Source organism: Treponema bryantii NK4A124 (genome assembly GCF_000421345.1).
In the GTDB taxonomy this organism is placed as follows: domain Bacteria; phylum Spirochaetota; class Spirochaetia; order Treponematales; family Treponemataceae; genus Treponema_D; species Treponema_D bryantii_B.
The window spans coordinates 144,640-164,979 of record NZ_ATWV01000001.1; the positions used below are offsets into that span (position 1 = coordinate 144,640).

At 32.9% G+C, this 20,340-nt stretch carries 11 protein-coding genes; all 11 read right to left on the reverse strand.

Features of this window, described 5'->3' with window-relative positions; translation table 11 throughout:
- Positions 1 to 103: 103 nt before the first annotated feature.
- The 11 genes from G626_RS0100620 to G626_RS0100675 all read right to left on the reverse strand — a co-directional run bounded on the left by G626_RS0100620 (position 104) and on the right by G626_RS0100675 (position 20,336).
- The gene (locus G626_RS0100620) at positions 104 to 3,544 is read right to left on the reverse strand and encodes an LPS-assembly protein LptD (RefSeq protein ID WP_022930854.1); all 3,441 of its coding nucleotides are present in this window, start codon (positions 3,542 to 3,544) and stop codon (positions 104 to 106) included.
- Entirely contained in the window at positions 3,545 to 6,379 is a 2,835-nt protein-coding gene (gene uvrA, locus G626_RS0100625; protein ID WP_022930855.1) for an excinuclease ABC subunit UvrA, read from the reverse strand.
- Positions 6,380 to 6,955: 576 nt separating this feature from the next.
- Positions 6,956 to 7,318 (reverse strand): hypothetical protein, encoded by a 363-nt coding sequence (locus G626_RS0100635; RefSeq protein WP_022930856.1) that lies wholly within the window; start codon positions 7,316 to 7,318, stop codon positions 6,956 to 6,958.
- 12 nt (positions 7,319 to 7,330) lie between these two features.
- Positions 7,331 to 7,954, reverse strand: a complete 624-nt coding sequence (locus tag G626_RS0100640; RefSeq protein ID WP_022930857.1) for a hypothetical protein — start codon at positions 7,952 to 7,954, stop codon at positions 7,331 to 7,333.
- Positions 7,947 to 8,645: a hypothetical protein gene (locus G626_RS0100645; protein ID WP_022930858.1), complete on the reverse strand. Its 699-nt coding sequence runs from the start codon at positions 8,643 to 8,645 to the stop codon at positions 7,947 to 7,949. The genes G626_RS0100640 and G626_RS0100645 overlap by 8 nt, the downstream gene beginning before the upstream one ends.
- Positions 8,645 to 9,406, reverse strand: coding sequence for an OmpA/MotB family protein (locus G626_RS0100650; RefSeq protein WP_022930859.1), 762 nt, complete (start codon positions 9,404 to 9,406; stop codon positions 8,645 to 8,647). Before G626_RS0100650 ends, G626_RS0100645 begins: the two co-directional genes overlap by 1 nt.
- 3 nt (positions 9,407 to 9,409) lie before the next feature.
- Positions 9,410 to 11,122, reverse strand: a complete 1,713-nt coding sequence (locus tag G626_RS14890) for a methyl-accepting chemotaxis protein (protein WP_022930860.1) — start codon at positions 11,120 to 11,122, stop codon at positions 9,410 to 9,412.
- 11 nt (positions 11,123 to 11,133) lie between these two features.
- On the reverse strand, positions 11,134 to 12,951 hold the full coding sequence (locus tag G626_RS0100660; protein ID WP_022930861.1) for a hypothetical protein: 1,818 nt from the start codon (positions 12,949 to 12,951) through the stop codon (positions 11,134 to 11,136).
- 3 nt (positions 12,952 to 12,954) lie between these two features.
- Positions 12,955 to 14,649 (reverse strand): Hsp70 family protein, encoded by a 1,695-nt coding sequence (locus tag G626_RS14895; RefSeq protein WP_022930862.1) that lies wholly within the window; start codon positions 14,647 to 14,649, stop codon positions 12,955 to 12,957.
- 6 nt (positions 14,650 to 14,655) lie between these two features.
- Positions 14,656 to 17,172, reverse strand: a complete 2,517-nt coding sequence (locus G626_RS0100670; RefSeq protein WP_022930863.1) for a hypothetical protein — start codon at positions 17,170 to 17,172, stop codon at positions 14,656 to 14,658.
- A gap of 11 nt (positions 17,173 to 17,183) precedes the next feature.
- Positions 17,184 to 20,336, reverse strand: a complete 3,153-nt coding sequence (locus G626_RS0100675) for a tubulin-like doman-containing protein (RefSeq protein WP_022930864.1) — start codon at positions 20,334 to 20,336, stop codon at positions 17,184 to 17,186.
- Positions 20,337 to 20,340 lie beyond the last annotated feature (4 nt).

Here is a 20,340-nt window from a genome sequence, read left to right on the forward strand (position 1 = left end):
TCGGGCTTGACCCGAATATCTAGAAATCACAGTCTTGTCTAGATTCCCGTGTCAAGCACGGGAATGACACATTTGTAAGTACGATGCTACCACAAAAGCATAATCACTCCAGTTTCCATTCGCCGTAATCATCAACTATACTTGTTTTCATGGCGTCCATTGGGTTCCAGACTACGCCGATTGTGATGTATGGCTTAAAGTCGTACATTTTTTTGCCGTTTTCGGTAATAATTCGAGGTTCAATCTTCATAGTCATGTTAGCCTTCCAGTCGTGGAGGTCATGAGAAATTGTCATATTAAGAGATTTCAGCTTAAAGCCTGAATTCTGGCGGATTTCTTCATCATCAAATCTGAAAGAATCAATCAAATCCTTTACAATATTGCCCGGGAAGCCTCCCCAGTCACTGTACATATCACCCGCTTCATTATGGAAGTACCAGTAAAGAACTGAGTTTCGGGAAGAAGCAGAGAATGTGATATCACAAAATTCAAAAATGCTGAATTTGATAGACGGAGTAAATAAGAAATAAGAATTAGTTGGGCGCAGAAGATCTGCAACAATACTTGTATTCAAACCGAGAGAAAAAGTAAGTCTGTTATACCAGGTCCTGATATCCTTTCCGGAATGTGAATATGAAAGTGAGAAAGAATAAGGCAGGAATTCTTTTTCTTCATTCTCTTTTCTTTCTTCAGGTATATACCAGCCCTTAAGAGGATCAAAATCATAGCCCAAAACATAAGACTGGATATAAGAAACCTGTACACCAAAGAGAGATGCAGAAAGTTTCAAGCTTTCAGGATTATCATCTTCCATATTATAGGTAAAATTTTCTGAAAGTCTTAATTTTGAATCAAACAGGGTTACTGTAAGAGACTGATCTAAAGGACTCTTTTTCCATTTCTGGTCTTTATACTTTTCTTTATCCTTATCGCTCATTTTGTTATAGTCTTTCTCTCGGATTTCTTCAAAACCTGAGCTTACAGATGCGGTAGCATAAGGAACTCCTACTGAGAAAGAAGCAATATATTTCTTTTTAAGAGGAGGCATAATCATTTCAAGTCTGAGTGCCTGTGTAAACTTATTATTGAATTCCTTAGCCCGGATATCTGTCGAAAGCGAGTTTACGGTTATACTGTCTTCATCTGTCCAGTCTGCATAGTGCTCTTCCCAGTCTGCTGTATCTGCATCACCAATATACTTGCGGCTGTATAATCTGATGGAAGAATTCCAGGCAATATTTGTATCACTAAAAATTGGATAATAAACAAGAGGTCTGAGGACAACCGCATTTGTATTTGTTACATCCCGCGATTCTGTTTTTAAGTCTGAAAGTTTAATTTTCTTGATTTCTGCTTCTGTATATCCGATTTTTTTATCTTCGGACATATAGGTATGGTCCTGAAATACCGGATTATAAGAAACCTTATTTTCTACAGTAAAGAAATTTCCGCCATAATTAAAATTACTTGAAAGGGAAAGCGGCAGCTTCATGTTATACATAGAAGAACGTATGCTGTCCCAGTCAAAGTCATCGGAAGTGTGCAGGTTGGTATCTGTATAAGATATCTGTGTAGTAAGGTTCAAACCGATATTGTAATTTAACTTATAGCCGATTCCATCATTAACAGTATCTTTACTTGCTGTATATTCAAGGTCTGGAAGATAGTATTCAAAAAGGCTTTCCTTTTCTTCTTCCGGCTTTTCCTCTGCAATTTCTTTTTTCTCTTCAGAAACTTCAGTCTCCTTGCCTTCTGCCTTTTTTGCTTCTTCTTCTGCCCTTTTACGTTCCTCTTCCAGCTGTTTTTCTGTTTTTAGTTCATCAGGCTTATTCAGGGAAATAACATAATCCGGAGATTTTTTTGTATATTCTTTTTTAATCGGCCACTGGAATATTGTTCCACTTGCAGAAATATTTGTTGAAACCGGAGTAATCAAAGACGGATAGTAAAAACGTCTGCGTGGAGTATAAGTTCTCCATTCCTTTTCAAAGAGATTTTCATCGAATGTATAAATAGTTTTTTTATCAGGATCATCTTCATCCGTGTATGAAAAAACTGTATTTTTTGAAGAAATACTTACCGAATTCTGCATTGAGAAAGATAAAGAAGAAAGATACGGCCTCATAAATGCAGGAATCGAAGGCGAATAAGAAGTTGATGATTTCCATTGAAATGAAGAAACTTCGTTACTTGTAGTAGTTGTCGTTTCTTCTACTGTATCTGCATTTCTACGGGTACTGTCAAGAAGATAAGAAATCCAGTCCATTGTTTCATGACGGTCTATAAGAAAATCATTTGAAAAGAATGGATCTGAATAGACCGGAAGAGAAAGAGAAAACTGAAATGGCTTAGACAACTGAAAATCTAAGTTTGCAGCATAGCGGAAAGGCAGTTTTAAGCCCAGAAAAGAAGAATCATCCTTATAAGTAATACCTCTTGAAGAATAAGGATAATAAGTCAGCTGATTTCCAGCACCTCTAAAAACAGTATTACTAAAACCAAGATATGTATTGAAATTCAATTTTGAAATATAGCCTGGCAGAGGATTAATAACACCATCTACACCAGTCATAAATCCAAGATTTGAATACCAGTCTGCAAGAATTTTTACATAATGAGACGAATCACCTGTATAATCTTCATCCAGATTATGAAGTATAAGACCTTCGCGTACCTGCTCTTTAAGAGAATTAGGACGCACAAAGTTATAAACTGCTTTCAGCGATTCTGCAGATGTACTTTCCTTACCTGTTGATGTAGATGATGTTGTTGAAGATGCTTCTTCAAGCGGTTTGCGACCCCACAAATAGGTTGTTGTCTGAATTGAGTAGCCGCTTCTTTTTGTATAATTAAATACCGGATTAAAAATCAGTTCATCTTTAGGATAATAGAAGGCCGGGAAATACATTACCGGAACGGAACCTACATAAAGCAGGGCATTAAAAAATGCAAACTCTCCGCCAGGAAGCAGCCAGGTTCTGGTTGCATCAATATGCCAGTGAGGATCTTCTTCATCACAGAAGGTAAGGCTTGAGTTTTTGAAGGTAATTACGTTTTCATTTCCTTTTCCGAAAATCTCAGAAAAAACGATAAGTGTTGAACCGGCAGGAAGATTTACCGCATCTGACTGCTGCTGAACAATTCTACCGTCGTCAAAAACACCTTCCAGAGTTGATGTATTCATTATCAGGGAAGAGGCGGTAGCAGTAGAGTTGCCGGAATTTCCGCTTTTCATAATGATTTCTACATTACCTTCGGCATAAAGCATTTCGGTTTTTCGGTCGTAAACTATTTTATCAGCATTAATATCATTTGTAGTATCATTCTTTTGAACTGAAAGGGAAACTGCGCCTTCAAGAATAATGCAGTCATTTCCGCTTTCTTCATTTTTTTTATAGGCAGTCTGACGGGCGCTATTGATTGTAATAACTGTAATTTCAGGCTCTTTTTTTACTTTTTCATCATTTTCATCTTGAGTAAAAGCCTGTGCTGTAAAGAGAAAAAATAAAATTGCTGCAGAAATTAAACGGAAGTTACGAGTCATTTAGAGCCCCAGCTGCCCCTTTATAAACTGACCGGTGTAGCTTTCTTTTACTTTTGCGACATCTTCAGGAGTGCCGGTCGCAATTATATTACCGCCACGGAAACCGCCTTCCGGTCCCAAATCAATTATATAGTCTGCCTGGCAGATAACGTCCAGGTTGTGTTCAATCATAACAACTGTGTTGCCCTGGTCTACAAGGCGCTGAATAACGGTCATCAACTGCTTAACGTCTGCAAAGTGAAGTCCTGTTGTAGGCTCATCCATTATATAGAGAGTTTTGCCGGTAGAAACGCGGGCAAGCTCGTTGGCAAGCTTAACACGCTGAGCCTCGCCGCCACTAAGAGTAAGGGCATTCTGACCAAGCTGAATATAACCGAGGCCTACTGATTTCATAGTTTCAAGCTTGCGTGAGAGGTGTGGAATAGAGGCAAAAAAGTCGCAGGCTTCGTCTATGGACATATTTAGTACGTCGTTGATGGATTTACCCTTGTAAGTAACTTCCAGAGTTTCTTTATTAAAGCGCTTTCCACCGCAGACCTCACACTGAACGTATACGTCGGGCAGAAAGTTCATTTCGATTACGTTTTCACCCGCACCCTGGCAGGCTTCGCAGCGGCCGCCCTTTACATTGAAGGAGAAACGGCCTTTAAGGTAGCCGCGGGCCTTTGATTCCGGCAGGCTTGCAAAGAGGTCGCGGATCGCGTCGAAGACTCCAATATAAGTTGCTGGGTTAGAGCGCGGGGTGCGGCCGATCGGGCTCTGGTCTATATTGATTACCTTATCTATAAACTCCGCGCCTTCTACGCCTTCACACTCACCTACATCGTAATTTGTGCGCATAACGCGGTTACTGAGGGCCGGGTATAATACGTCGCTCATGAGGGTTGATTTTCCCGAGCCACTTACGCCTGTTATACAGGTAAAGGTTCCAAGCGGAATCTGAATGCTTACGTTTTTGAGGTTGTGTTCGGTTACGCCGTTTACTTTTATGAAGTTGCCGTTGCCGGGGCGGCGGGTTGTCGGGATGTCCATCTTAAGGGTGCCGGCCAGGTACTGGCCTGTGAGGCTCTCTTTTACTTTGGCAACCTCTTGTGGGGTTCCGGCTGCAACAACGCGGCCGCCATTAATGCCCGCGCCGGGACCGATATCTATAAGATAGTCTGCTGTGCGCAGAGTCTGTTCGTCATGTTCTACTACTATTACAGTGTTGCCGTTGTCGCGCAGGCTGATAAGGGTGTCTATAAGGCGCTGGTTGTCGCGCTGGTGAAGCCCTATGCTTGGCTCGTCCAGAATGTACATGACGCCGCAGAGGGCTGAACCGATTTGGGTTGCAAGACGGATTCGCTGGGCCTCACCGCCGCTGAGTGTTTCTGCGGCGCGCTCCATAGTAAGATAGTCCAAGCCAACATCACGGAGGAAGCGGAGTCTGGCGCGGATTTCCTTCATAATCTGAGTTGCAATTTTCTGCTCATTTTCGGAAAGCTCAAGCTGGTCAAAAAACTCAATAGAATCAGCTACAGAAAGACAGCAAAGCTCCCATATATTCTTTCCGCCCACAGTTACACCAAGGGCTTCCTTACGAAGTCTCTGACCATTACAGCAGGAACAGTGGCCTACTTTCATGAACTTTTCTTCTATATTAGTTCTCTGTGCGTCACCCCAGGCTTCTGCGTGGCGGCGCTTCATTTCGTTGAGAACTCCGGGCCATGGGCGGTTATATTCGCTGTAACCTTCCCCGCTCTGCTTTTTATAAATCCAGTGAATCTTGCGTTCCGGGTCTCCGTTCCACAGGTATTCAAACTGCTCGGCGGTAAGACGGGAAATTGGTGTGTCCAGAGTAAAGCCTTCTGCATCTGCTACGGCCTGGAACATAGTGTGGTTCCATTCGCTGTCGGGATTGAAGAATGGGAAGGCGCGCTCGTTGAAGGAAAGTGAGCGATCCGGCAGAATCTTATTGAAGTCCCATTCCATTTTTTCGCCAAGACCGGTACATTCCGGGCAGGCACCAAAGGGGTTATTAAATGAGAAAAGACGTGGCTGTAAATCCGGAATGGAAATACCACAGTCCGGGCAGGCATTTTTCTGGCTGAAGAAAACCTCTTCGTCCTTGTCGCCAACGCGGCGGGTAACAATAACAATTCCGTTTGCATTTTTAAGGGCAATTTCGATTGAGTCGGCAAGGCGGCTTCTAACCTCGTCGCTCTTTATGATTCGGTCTACAACAATTTCAATTGTATGTTTTTTCTGTTTATCAAGCTTGATTGCATCGTCCAGATCCGCCATTACGCCGTCAATTCGAGCGCGTACAAAGCCCGAGGCCTTGGCATCATCTAAAATCTTCTGGTGCTCACCCTTTTTACCGCGGATAACAGGGGCCAGAATCTGCATCTTAGTGCCGTCTTCCCAGCTCATAATCGTATCAATAATCTGGTCTACAGACTGCTCCCGGATTTCACGGCCACAATTCGGACAGTGGGCATGACCACAGCGGGCATAAAGAAGACGGTAAAAGTCATATATTTCAGTGATTGTACCCACAGTAGAACGAGGGTTTTTATTTGTAGATTTCTGTTCAATAGAAATAGCAGGAGAAAGCCCTTCAATCAGGTCAACATCAGGCTTATCCATTCGGCCCAGAAACTGTCGGGCATACGATGAAAGACTTTCCATGTAACGGCGCTGACCTTCAGCAAAAAGCGTATCAAAAGCAAGGGAAGATTTACCCGAACCGCTCAAGCCGGAAATCACCACCAGCTTATTACGCGGAAAAGTTACATCGATGTTTTTAAGATTATGCTCTCTAGCCCCGCGGATTACTATCATGTCGTCTTTCATATCTGTTTAGTATAACAAAATACACGGAGTTTTGGAACAGATGATTTTTATGTCATAGCGAACCGAAGGTGAAGCAATCTATGTTTTATATATTAACTTCTTGTACAGTAGTTTAAAATAATGTATAGTATAATTATTGGCATTCGCAGTTATTGGCGGTCTTGCTTCCTAAATTCGACTGTTTACAGAAATGCAGGCAGATTACTATTTCAGGAGGCAGCTATGAGTCTATATGAATTTCTGGATTTGCTGTTTACAGCAATCCAAATCTTCATCGACATTATTACGCGCCTTCGTCGCAGACGAAAAAAAGGTAAACGAATACGTCTGGTCAAGGCACGCTTCGCTTAAAGCCTTGACTCAGCCGTTTTGCAGATTGATAACAATTATCAATCTGCAATAAAAAAATAGCCCGCCGAAGTGTTCGCACCACTATAGACGGGCGTTGTCCGTAAGGACGACAAAAATCGTAGAGGCAAGACGCTTAATTGCGAATGCCTTTCTCTTATAATATAAAGCACACTGTTGCTTTTTTCAAGAGTTAATTTTTATGAATTCGTGATAACATGAATTACTTTATTCAGTTTCTAAAGTAATCTCATTCCAATTTACAGAAATTACTTTTAGATTAAATTCCTCCATTGGATTTGTCAGTCTTCGCATTGTTAACATATCACCTTTTTTTATATAAAATTCAAATATTACAGGAGCATTTGTATTTGTAGATTTAGGTGCAGTAAGTGTTAAACACCATAAATTATCTTCTACTTTTTTTATTGCAGAAATAGTACATTTGGCGCCAGTAAAAGATATATCTTTTGGGTAAAAATAATCTGTATTTGAAACTCCAAACGACTCGCCAGTATGTAGATTAATCTTTTCCGCAAAAAGGGCAATTGTTGATAAAAATAATAAACAAACCAAAATTAATTTTTTCATTTAAAAATCTCCTTAGTTTATATGTTCATGTGCCTGTAACATTTCTTTCGTCATAATGAACTTTCTTTCTTTAGAAAGATTAACTAATTCATCAAGAAAATTATATCGTTCAGTTTTTGTCCAGTTCTTCCAATTTGTATTTGCATTATCAATAATTTCATATAGCTTAAAATATTCTGGATAAATACTTCCTAATTTTTCACCTTCAAAATTGAAAATCTCTAATCCATCTCTCTTAAAAGCCTTAGGCGCACTTTTCATTTTTCCAGAAGATGTATCATTTTCCCATGCAACTGTCATTTGATATGAATCTGAAATAAAAGTTTCTTTTTCAGTTATTGTTGGTATTTGCCTTGTAAATGGTTCAGATAATCCAAGTATTGAATAATAAGAATTTATGTTTATTTCTTTCAATATTGAATTTTTAGCATAGTTATAAAAATCAATAATTTGATTGTCAGTAATCTTAAAAGTACCTTCAAAGAATGGTATATATCCAATACTCAACATTGAATTAAATAATTTCATTTGTTCAAAAGTAGAAGTTTTTTCTTTTTGTTCTTCTGGAACTAAAAGATATGAGTTATTTTCATTCTTTTCTATCCGGTATGGATATACATATGATTTGTTATTCATAATCTTTATATCCTTTTAATGCACTATTAAAGTATTCTGTGTGAAGTGTTATTTCTCTTAATCCTAGTGTTTTTAAACGATTTCGATAACTCATTTTACTAGCTGGTGTTTTCTTTTCAATAACAGATACTACATTGAAATAATTAAAATAAATATCTGTATTTTTTGAATACTGTATTCTTTTTAGATAGGAATTTAAAACGTTCTTAAAGCGTGTAGATGCATATTGATAATTATTCAAGTAGTTCAATAATAAAGCAGTAGAAACTTTTTCTGTATCAATTCTTTTAGGCATAAACAACCCAAATAATCTATTTGTTGCACTTATTGGAATAATAGACTTTGGTGAATATCTAAGCATTGTTACATTTCTTACAACTCCATGTTGTTTTATAGGAATTATTTCTAATTCATGTATATGCCAAGCTAGGAGTTGAATATAGTGAGAATTAAAGTTATCTTTTTTTTCTCGCAGATATTCCAGAACCATTTTTTTTAATGTTTCTTCTTCTTTTTTTGTTATATTAATAGGTCTAGTATAATCTATAGAAAATCTATCTTTAATTTCTGCTATATCTTTCTCAATTGTAGTTATTTTCTTTTTTGACATAAAATCATTATATTCATTTGCATAACTATTTATTTGAGATATATTTTCTTGTAAATTTTCAAGAGCAGTTAAACTTTCCATTACTCCTGCTCCTTTACCTTTTGAAATTGTTGTACAATTTTATCTGAGTTTGTTTTTATTCTAAATTCTACTCGACGAGAGGCAGCCTTTTCTTCATCCGTTAACTTTCTATTATCCTCTATTAACTTTCCATCATTTCCTAATGGCCGTGAAAGAGAATAACCATTTGAAACGATGTGTTTTCTTATCCATTCTTTTTCAGCTTCTTTCTTCTTTGGATCTGATTCTTGTGAATAATTAGTATTTTCAAGACAGTAGAGAAGAACATTCATTGTACGTTCCTGGCTAAGTTCAATACCAGAAGTATAGTCATGTTCACTACCCTCTCCTTGCGGATCAGTTCTATCAGGTGCAGTAAAACCTTCAATACGAATCTCTTCTATTTCATTTTTATATTTATCCTGCTGTAATATACTAACAAGCTTTGGAAAAAACTCTTGTAATACTTTTTTATAGCCAGCTTTTAATTCAGGACTTCTAGCATCAAATCCATCATCACTTGAAAAACGAATTGTTAATGTGTCAGGATCTATTGTAGCACCCCATTTTTCAAGATCAGCTCCCATTTCATTTCGCAAATCTAAAAAAAGTTCTTCTTGCAATTCCTGGTACTTATCAGCAAGAGAATTCTTTTCTTTAAGAGAAACAACAATTGAAATTGTAACAAGAATAAAAATACAGCAAAGCGCAGACATTAAATCACTAATTGATAAGTCATAACCGCCATCATCTTCAAAATATTTAAATCTTTTGGTTCTCATAACTTATGCCTTAGTTGTGTCATTTGCCCCATTCAGGCGACGAACCTCTTCACTTAATGCAAGTGTTGCATCAGCAAATTGTTTTGAAATATCTTTTGTTGCATCCTTAAATCCTTTAAGATATTTCTCCAGACTATCACCAATGATTTTTGAATATCCTTCAGTATTTTCATTAATCTGATTGAATATTTTAGCAATCATGATATCCATGCCTTTGTAACCTTCCAACAGTTCTTTACTTTCCTTGCTGGTTTCTTTGTATTCTGTAAGAATATCTGAGAATCTAGAAATAGATTCATTAATTTTTGCAGCTTGTTCATCATATGAATCAGAAAGTGATTGGCTAACTTCTGTTGTTTTTTCAAATGCATCTGTTGATTCTGACAGAGCTTCTGCCAACATATTCTGGTTCTCTGATAATTTTTCTATTGTATTACTAAGAGAACTGTTTACAGACTTAAAATCATCAGGCAATAAAGCAACAGCATTCTTTATATCAATTAAATCATCACTAAACTTCTCAAATATTTCTGATGAGTTCTTTGCAGAATTTTCAAGAACATTTGCTGCATTTTTAAGATGTTGTGGTGCATTCTGCAGACTTGTCTGACATTCTTCAAGCAGTTTAAGGGATGAATTCAAATCTGTCTTAAGTTTTGTAATTTCTTCTTTAATAATCTTTTCTATAGTTTTGTCCAATGTTTCTTTAACAGATTTTGTTACCTGATCACCAATTGTAAGACCCATTGAATTGATATTTGAAGAAACTCCTTCCAAACGTGTAAGGATTTGAGTTAATACAACAGGGAATGGAATCTTATTATTGTTTTCATCAATGATAGCCATTGCATCCACTTCAGTAACATAAAACTGGTTATCAAGATAATCACAAAACTCTTTTGAAACAGAATCTAGTTTATTAAACAGAGGATGTATTAAAACAAAATTACAGAACATTGAAGCAAGCATACCTACTATAGAGGTATTAAATGCATTTCTAAGTCCATTCAATAATTGCTGTACACTATCCAATAGACTTTGTGAATCGGAAATATTAATAGAACTTAGTCCACCGGCAAAACCAATAAATGTTCCTAAAATACCAAAACCAATAAATGTGCCTGGTATAATTTTTAGGAAAGCCTGTAGTGGTAATGGATTTGTATCCTGTAACCAAGTTTCTGAACCAAAATACAAATCTGAATTAGCTCTTGTTTTATGATAATCTTCATCATCACTGACTAAGAAAGATTTTTTATATGCTGTACAAACATCATTTACTTTTTTATTGTTTGAATTGAGACTTGAATATCGTCCTTTATTCTCTGTTATACCTTTAGAGAAACTTTGAAGTAAAAAAATACTTCTATTTGCAAATACATAGCATGTAAGTACCCCTAATTCAAAAACGATGAATAGCACAAAATATAATTTGTAAAAAACATCACTTGAATTAGAAGGTAAAATAAATTTTAATGCGAATATTGAAAGAATAATAGCTGCAACAGAGCGAATTACAAATCCAATTGAATATTTCAAAAAATTAGTAGTTTTATTTACATCAAGTTCCTGAGGCTCTTCTTGAGCGGGAGTTTCTTCTTCTGAACTACTTTCTTCAGTATTTTCATCTGAAGTATTATCAATTGTTTCATTTTCTTCTGTATAGTTTGATTCATCTTCCCATGGTTCTTCTTTAATATTTTCTTCCTCGTTCATATTTAGTCCCCTTATTTATTTTTAAAGCCAAAAATTGATTTCTTAGATTTAATTTTTTTATTGTCGATGAAAGATTTTTCTTCATCAGCCAATGCATCCAACATAGATTTTTCCACTTCATTAAATTCATTAATAAATGAATCAGAAAGTAAGCTGGCAGATTTACTGTTATCTAAAAGTGGTTTTAAAACACAAACAAATGTTTTTGAATCATTTTGTGTTACTAGTAAATTAAGAATATAACGTGAATAAGTTTCATACATATTCTTATAAACAACTGCATTACTTTCTTTTATGAATTCATTTAAATAATTCAAACAGATTTTTTGAAAAGTAAATCCTTTTTCAAAAAGATATTTTACCAATTCGCTATGTTCTAATGATTCCTGTGAAAGAATCTTTTTATTTAGTTTTTCAAATTGTTTTCTTCGTAATAAATATGAAACAATCTCTTGTATAGTCGCATTTCTTTCAATAAGTGGAATAAGGCTATCAGATTCTTTTACTTCTTCATTTTCATCAGTTTCATCAGAGTAATCAGCCCCACGTAATAATGCTACAACAGCTTGAACTAAAAGATCCGTATCATTTTTTAATTCTTCCTTTTTTTCAGTTAGCATATTGGCCATTTGTAATTGTCCAATATGAGAAAGATAGGTTTCAACATCTCCTGCACGAATTCTAGAAAGCGCCATATTAGGATTCTCTTCAAGCAAAGTTGCAATATTTGGTATTGTAGATGCTTCTGCAGTTCCCATTATAAATGCAATAGAAGCGTCATCTTCTTTCTTTAAATTTTCAATTCTTATGAATTCTATCCACTGCTCTTCTGTAAAATGATATAAGTTTTTAGCAGTTCCCTTGTAATAATAATATTCTTCATCATTATGTGGTAAAGCAAAATTCCCTTGGAAATTTTGTTTTTCTTTTTCAAAGAAATTTTCTTTATAAAACTGAACGTTATCTATAAATAAATTTTTATTAACTAACAATTCATACATTTCTTCGAAAAGTTCTTTATCAGTTTTTAATGAATCTCCAGTCAATTGGTGATTAAGCAAAGCCAGATTTTTATATTCATCAAAAAGATTCTTTTTACAAATATCTGTATTTAAACGTTCGAATGGCGTTTTGTTTTCTTTAACATTTCGAATAAAAGTCTCAGAAAATGATTCAATTATAAAATTCTTTTTTTCTTGATTTTTATTAATCCAATTTAGAATTGCTTTTTTACCATTTACTGAATCAGATACTAAATTAATAGATACTGCAATTTCATAAATTTCTTGAATCTCAGAGATTTCCAAAATTCCATCTTTAATTTTTTGATCTAATACAGTATCGATACGCTTTTTTAGATTGGTCCTTATTTCTTTTATATAGTATTGTGCATACTCTGAACTATTCAAAATTTTTGTATATATTTTCAGGACTGCTTGTAAAGCTTCTGTTAAGAGTTCAGTTTTATGTTGATTTTCTACATCTATCCATTCTTTATGTGCAACATGTATCCATTTTTCTATATCAGTACTAAAAGTATCAATATCTGTTTTTGTAGGTAATTGAAAATTTGTTTTATTAAGTAAAATAAAAATTCCAGCATCTTGTTTAAAAAAATCTTCCCAAGATAGTTTTAAATCTCTATCTTTGATATGTAAAATATCATAAACTCTTTGTATTTCATTTATTGAATCATTGGCATCTATTATTGTTGATTTTTTATTAAGATTACCGGACAGAGAATATTCTTCATTTTCTAATTTATTACCAGGAAGAGAATACTCATCATTGTCAAAATTATTACCTAAAGAGAAATCCTCATCTATCATTTTTTACCCCAGAGAAAATTCCTCAAATTCTTCTATTGCTTTTTTAACTTCACTTTCAGATAAACTGTTCTCCCGCTTGATTTCAGCTTTCATAAAGACATTAGTTTTTTGATTTTTTGCTTCAATTTGCAGAATACCGTCATTATCCTTTGAAAGTGTAATATCAAGTTTATCCTGGCGCGTAAGTTTTCCATCAAGTTGTACAATTGCAGATCCTAATAATTTGCAAGTTTCTGGAGTTTCTCCTTCCCCTTCATATACATCAATTGTTAAATTTTCATCACCATCTCTGTTAGGAGGAAAAGCATGTGTAAATGAAATTGGATAAGAAGAATTCTTCTTAAAGAATTTGTAAATTACATCTTGTCCAGTTTTATTGTTAATAACCTTTATTCCAATGGATAATGGGATAACACCTGATTTTATTTTCTGACAATTGAATGTTACAACTTCTCGTTGTGAATTATTTTGTAATTCATCAGCTTTTTCAATTTCTTCTTTTGTTTGTTCAAAAGTGGCATAATCAGGTTTTATATTTTCACCAAGAACTTTTACTTTGTCTCCGCCTTCAAGTAAATATCCTTTTATTGCAGCACCTTCGCTTACACAAGTTTTTGGATTGATAAGACCAAAGTTTATTTCTTTTCCAGACCATTTTTTTAATGAATCTCGAATTGTTGTACAATTGCTCATATTTCCAATCATTAGGACTGTATCAATATTGTCCCATGTCAGCCCCTGTTCAGAAAGAATGTTATTACAATAAATGCGACATTGATCAGTCCATTTCTGAGTTTTCTCTGCATATAGAGAACGACTTAAATTTTCAGTATGTTTTTGTCCACCATATTCAATTGTAATAGGTACAGACTCTATACCTTCCTTAAATAAAGCAACTTTTGCTTTTTCAACTTCAATACGTAATTTACCATAAGTAATTTCTTTATCTTTTTTAGGCCCAAAATCAATATCCGCATCAGGATATCTCATTTCAAAACGGTCAATCATATAATCAATTATTGAGGAATCCCAGTCTATTCCTCCAAGTTTATGATTACCATCAGTTGCAACTGTTTCTACTTCTCGGCCGTTCTCTCCATTTTGTATTTTAAGTATTGTAACATCAAACGTTCCTCCACCTAAATCAAATACTAAAATGGTTTCTCTTTCTTTTTTAGAAATAGAACAATAAGAAAGTGCAGCAGCCGTTGGTTCAGGAATTATTTCAAGTACATCAAAACCGGCCATTTGTCCGGCAAGCTTTGTAGCATTTTTTTCATTATCTCCAAAATATGCAGGACAAGTAATAACAGCTTTATCAATTTCTTTTCCAAGTTCTTTTTCTGCATCATGTTTTAATTGCTTTAATATAATGGCTGATATATCCTGAGGAGAAAAAGTCTTACCCCAAAAGTTATAAGGATTATATTTTTCAGTAATTGGATTAAAACGAACTTTATCTTTATCTTTTCCCATTTCTCTTTTTACATAGAGGACAAGATTTTCTGGGTCAATATTAGATTTTTCTTTTGCTTTCTTTCCAACAATAAATTCGTTTTTGTTTTTACAAAAATATACTGCAGAAGGAGTTAAAAATTCATTTTGATTATTTTTTACTACAAGTGTTTTTCCATCTTCATCTATTGCAGTAACAGTACAATTTGTGGTACCTAAATCAATTCCAATTATTGTATCCATTATTTTTTACCTTTCAAGAAATTCATGTACTATAAGTTTTATTTGTTTTTCCTTATTTGATTTTACAGGAACATTATTATCTTTTGAAAATTCAGTTAATTTGTCTTCTGAGAGTTCATTTAATACATCTTCGAAAGAAACTATTTTCGAAAGTTCCTCTATTTGATTATCAGATATATTTTCATTTGAAGTGCCAAAATTTTTATTATATAGATTAAGTACTGTATTTTTATCCATATAAAAATTCAAAACACTACGTGTATATTTCCAAAGATTTGTCTGATTTGTATTCAAATCTTTTTTATTATCATTATTATCTTCTGCTTCTCTTTCAAAAGAAACTTTTTCTGTTAATGAATTATCATATTTAGGTTCAGAAGTTTCAAGATTTTTATAGTTTTCCAGGAAATCTTTTTTCTTCATATCCTTTTGAGACATATATAAATAATCCTTAAAATACATTACAGAACCAATTGTAAAATCCTTTGGTATTTCTACTTTTTCAAGAGAAGAATCAAATTTAGAATCAATTTCTTCACTTAAACAATCAGGTTTCATATTGTTTGGTGTTAGTATTATTTCATTCTGGAAAAGAGAAGTTCCTTTTGTTTCAAATGATATACTGTTAATATTCTCAGTTTTGTATTTCGTTTCTTCTACAGCTCGTTTTGAAAAATCATAAAATTCATCAATTTTATCTTCAATATCAGAAAATAATTTCTGATTATTTGGTATATAATTATTTTCAATAAAATTAATAAACTCAGTTGGATTTTGAGTTATTCCATAAATATCTTTTTCAGCAACATAAAGTTTCAATGCATTTGTAACTGCATCTTTTATTTTTTGTGTATTATGAGATCCAAAATTTCTGTTTTTAATTCTTTCTAATAATTTTGAATAATCATCAGAAGATTCAAACATTGGAAGTATATAATATGATTCATTCATATTTTCAATAAATTGTATTTTATTCAATAAATACTGCTCTTTTCCCTTAAATCTAGTTTCAAGATTTTTAAGATTTGCAAGAATTTTATTGCATTCTTCAATAGGTGATTTCTTAACATCAATTAAAGATTTCCAATATTCATAAAAAGAAGCTGCTAATTTTTGTTTAATAAGTGATTCAAGATAATTTTCAATCGGCAGTGAAAGGATTGCGTTTTCTATAAGTTTCTGTCGAATATTTCTAAATACTATAAATGAAAGGATTTTCTTTTTTTGCAAATGTTCAATTCTTTTAGTTGCTTTCTTAAAATCATCTTCAAGTTCTATAAGTTCAGAGCCCTCTGAAATAGATTTTAAGGAGCTTTCCCATTTTTCTAATTTATTTTTTAAGGCTTCGATAAATTGAATATAAGTTTTAAAGTTTCCATTTATTCTATCAACCTTAAAAAAATTTTCAAATCCTGCTTTTAATGTAATAAATAAATAATCAATTTCTTTATGTGCAAAATCATCATAAAGAGGAATACTTTCAAAAACTGTATTTTGTAATCGCTGTTTGCAATCTTCGATATATTTTTTTACATCAGAATAAGCTCCACTAATATAGTAAGATAATAAATGTGAGAAATTCTCAATATATCGTTCAATAAAAAGTTTTGCAGCTCTATCAATAGGAAAATTTTCATCTTTATATGACATATCAATCATTTCAAAGAATTTTATAAGAAAGAATTCTCCATCAGTTCCTTTATTAGGTTCTTTTATAAAAGATGATACAATTTCTTCTTCAAACAAATATTTTAAGTAATATTTTTGTACTTCATTTATTCTTGGTATTTGTACCATTGAAAAACATGAAAGATTCTTATCTGAATTTTCTCGATCATTTATAGCGGAAATATAATTATGATTTTGTTCACTTAACTTTTTTGTAAGATAGAAAAGCTCATAAAATATTCTTTCCGCAAATACAATACCGGTTTCGTTTGCAACAGCATTTGATTTTCCAGGTGTTACAAGAACATAGTTACGATTAAATGGTCCTGCTGATGAATCAACATTTTTAAATGTTTTATTCATTACAGTTTTATAAGGAACTTGATAAGTATCTTTTTTATTAATTGTATCCAGTTGAGTAAAGTGTTTGCATATTAAAGCTAGAGTTTCGTCAGGAACCTTTTCAACAACTCCAAGATCTGCAGCAAATGTAAAGAATCCAATTACTTCACCAACTTTAAAAGCTGTTGTTTGTTGTAACAGATATGGAATATATGCAAAATCAATTGCATATTTTGAAGTAGCATTTTCAATAAAATCACCAGTAAAAATAAAGTCGAATTTTTCTCCAGTTTTAAATGCGTAACTTTCCTTTACTGTTTCAAGTATTTCATTCATATAGTTAGTTGAATGAAATACTGAATCGTCAGCAAAATTTATTGTATGTAGAATTACAGAATTTGCAATTTTACCAAGCTGCACTTTTCGTTCATCAATCATATGAACGAGATTATTTGAGACTGTTTCGCCAAATTTTCCTAATCCTACAAGTATAACTTCTCGCTGACCTAACATATTTTACCCCATTAAAGCATTAAACTATCTAGTTTGGTAGGTGGTATTAATACAATGCCTGTTATTTCTTTGACGATTTCGTTCATTAAATCCAAATCATCTTGTAAGAAACCAGCTGGTAGATCATTTTTAATTGTTTCATAAATTTCTTTTGCTCGGTTCCCAAATTTCGTTTTTGTTTCTTCACGGGATTTTAATTCCTCTATTAAATGATTTACTTCTTTTTCAAATTGAGTAATATCTTTTTTATCTGTAAGTCTTGAACTTTGGAATCGTACCATTACTTCATTCATTGTATTTCCTAGATGAAGAGAAGGTTTATCTTTTCTTTCCTGCATTAAATCACGTTCTGTTACAAAATCTACAGAGAGTGGTTGAACAATAAGTCTTTTAGCAATATAAGATACTAACAATAATTTTCTAAAATCATTAAATTGCTTTCTAGGATCTATTGATTTTTCATCTAATGCATCAAATACCAATGGACCAAACATATTTATTTCTTCATAATTTGTTCCATTTTCCTCATTTTCCTTTTGTAATTTTGCTTTTGCTTCAATATATTCTGGTTTACAATTGCTCATTACAGAAGAAATAGCTCTTAGTGGATATCCTTTTATTGTATGAATAATATTAATTTCTGATTTCTCACTGGTAGGTGTTATTGCAACTTTTGTATTTTGAGATTTCAAAAGGAATTGTTTCAAACATTTTCCATCACGATTACAATGTTTTTCTCCTGTATATTTTTCAGGATTTTCTTCCATAGGACATTTTTTTCCAACACCTTCATCACCTTTGATATGTTCACACTCACGTCCTTTATATTCATCCGGTATTGAAATTGAAAAGAATGTACTATTTTTTAAGTCTCTTCCAATTTCAGATAAAACACCACTTTGATCTAATCCTAGATAAACAGAAGTTAAATCAAAATATTGTCCACTTGCCAGTCTTGCACAAACATCTTTATCTTCCAAAACACGTTGTTCAATATTTACTTTATTTGCAATTGGGAAGAAGAATGATTCTGCAGCTCTAAGTATATCTACATTGATTATAGTTGTAGTAAAATTAGCAGCAAGTAAATAATCTTTTCCAAAACATTCTTTACTTGTTAAAAGATCACTTAATTCATTCCATACGTGGCTTTCAGTTTGTTCTTCCATTAATTGTTTATAAGTACCTACTACATCTTTTTCATAATCAAATAAAGCATCAAAGAAGATATTAGATTTGTAAGTTTTATTACTTTCAACAAAAATTTCTATTTCTTTTGTTAATTCATTGAATGAATTTAGAATTCTTTGATATTTTTTCTTTAGACTCTCAAGTTCCTTTAATAATCCATCATATTTTGGAACATCATTCCATAAAATATCAGTAAATAATTGGTAACACCAATCAGCAATATAATTTTGTCTGTGAGCATTAAATAGATTTCGACAAACATCTAAAACATTATCTCTTGCATTTCCAATTTTTTTCTTATTTGCAAAAATACCATCTACTGTTTCATCAAAATCTGAAATTGCAGTTTCAAAATCGTCATTAAGATTCCTAATAGTACTTTCGGCTTCATTTCTAATTTTTCTATATTTATCTTTAGATTCATTAAATAATTTTATTAATGAATCAATAAAATTAAGCGTACGAACTAATGAACCTCTATCCGTCAAATCTGTTCCATCTGAATTCTTTTTAATTCCTAATTTTTGCTCATGCAAATCAAGTAATAATTCAAGTTGTTTTGATAGCTGACTAATAAAAGATTCTCTAATATGTTCTGCTCTAGAAGAATTTTGATTTCTAAATTCAATAATCTTCTCTTCGATTTCTTTTTTCCAGCGAAGTAATTCATCTTTTATATCTTTTTTATCTGTATCCTCATTTTGTTCTTCAAAGTTTGATATTGCATTTTCAATATAATCCTTAAAGGATCCCTTAAATCCATTAGGTTCATTAAAAATATCAAATGCATCTTCTAATTGATTTGTAAGAGGATTTAGCTTTATTTCTTTCAAGAAGTTTTTAGAGAGTTGTTCTATTTCTTGTGGATTATATGAATCATCAAGAATAATTTTAAGATACTCATTTGTAAGATTGTAAGCACATAATTGTACAATCATTCTTTTTGGATATAAAACAGAGAATGTTCCCATTCCATAATATTCTGTACTTTTATTTACTTTAGAATCTTTAGGTGCATCAAGATTGCTTTCCATTCCAAACCAATGTTTTGATAATTCATGGGTAGTCAATAAATAAATAAATCTTGCAGCCATTTCTCCAAATGCAGGTACTCCTGGTAAAGCAAAACCATTTCCAGATTTATCAAATAAAAATGCATGATCGAAAGGTTTATTTCGTGATGATATACCATAATCATTTGTGAAATTTCTGTAAGAAGGATAAAAACATCTATATGGATTTTCAAAATTTATATTATTCATGAAATGATCAAGTTCTACTAATGATGCATAACAATTTCGACGTACTTTTTCAGTACCTTTTACACCATCAAATAAAGAAGCTAATGCAAGCATTCCAAAAATTCTTACAGTAAATCCATTTCCATTATTTAACCCTGCAATATATCTAACTAAATATGCAACATCAAGAAAAGTTCCAGCTCCAGTTCCTCCACAAATAGAACCACATATAAAAACATTTAGATTTCTAGATAATTTGTCAGATACTATTTTTCCTTTAGCAACAATCGCATCAACTGGTGCAGACATAAATTTATTAATTCGCTCATATAAATCTTTTGCATTCCAAGCAAATGTAAATCTACCGACAGGTTTCTTTTGACTAGCACCGATTGCTAAAGCAGCTGGTGTCAAGTGAGAACGTAAAGAATCAGGAAACCATTCATGTATTTCTGGGTATTCTTCCAAATTTGGTACATTTCCAAAATTTGTATGAAGTTTAAATACTTCTTGATTTCTATTTAATGTTAATTCTTCTTCTTTAATAGTTTTTATTAAACTTTTTTCATTTGAGATTGCTTCATCAGTATCAAGGCTTAATAATTCCAGGAAAGGAAAATCTGCCATTCCGTGTTCACAATTTTCTGCAATCATTTTTTTGAGTGCAAGTATAATTGTTTTTCCTGTTCCACCAAGTCCAATTACAAGTGTTGGTTGATACATTTCTGCCATTTTT

Excerpts from the sequence above, each read along its gene's own strand:
- G626_RS0100620 (WP_022930854.1), bottom strand. The coding sequence starts at position 3,544 with ATGACTCGTAACTTCCGTTTAATTTCTGCAGCAATTTTATTTTTTCTC.
- uvrA (WP_022930855.1), bottom strand. The coding sequence starts at position 6,379 with ATGAAAGACGACATGATAGTAATCCGCGGGGCTAGAGAGCATAATCTT.
- G626_RS0100635 (WP_022930856.1), bottom strand. The coding sequence starts at position 7,318 with ATGAAAAAATTAATTTTGGTTTGTTTATTATTTTTATCAACAATTGCC.
- G626_RS0100640 (WP_022930857.1), bottom strand. The coding sequence starts at position 7,954 with ATGAATAACAAATCATATGTATATCCATACCGGATAGAAAAGAATGAA.
- G626_RS0100645 (WP_022930858.1), bottom strand. The coding sequence starts at position 8,645 with ATGGAAAGTTTAACTGCTCTTGAAAATTTACAAGAAAATATATCTCAA.
- G626_RS0100650 (WP_022930859.1), bottom strand. The coding sequence starts at position 9,406 with ATGAGAACCAAAAGATTTAAATATTTTGAAGATGATGGCGGTTATGAC.
- G626_RS14890 (WP_022930860.1), bottom strand. The coding sequence starts at position 11,122 with ATGAACGAGGAAGAAAATATTAAAGAAGAACCATGGGAAGATGAATCA.
- G626_RS0100660 (WP_022930861.1), bottom strand. The coding sequence starts at position 12,951 with ATGATAGATGAGGATTTCTCTTTAGGTAATAATTTTGACAATGATGAG.
- G626_RS14895 (WP_022930862.1), bottom strand. The coding sequence starts at position 14,649 with ATGGATACAATAATTGGAATTGATTTAGGTACCACAAATTGTACTGTT.
- G626_RS0100670 (WP_022930863.1), bottom strand. The coding sequence starts at position 17,172 with ATGTTAGGTCAGCGAGAAGTTATACTTGTAGGATTAGGAAAATTTGGC.
- G626_RS0100675 (WP_022930864.1), bottom strand. The coding sequence starts at position 20,336 with ATGGCAGAAATGTATCAACCAACACTTGTAATTGGACTTGGTGGAACA.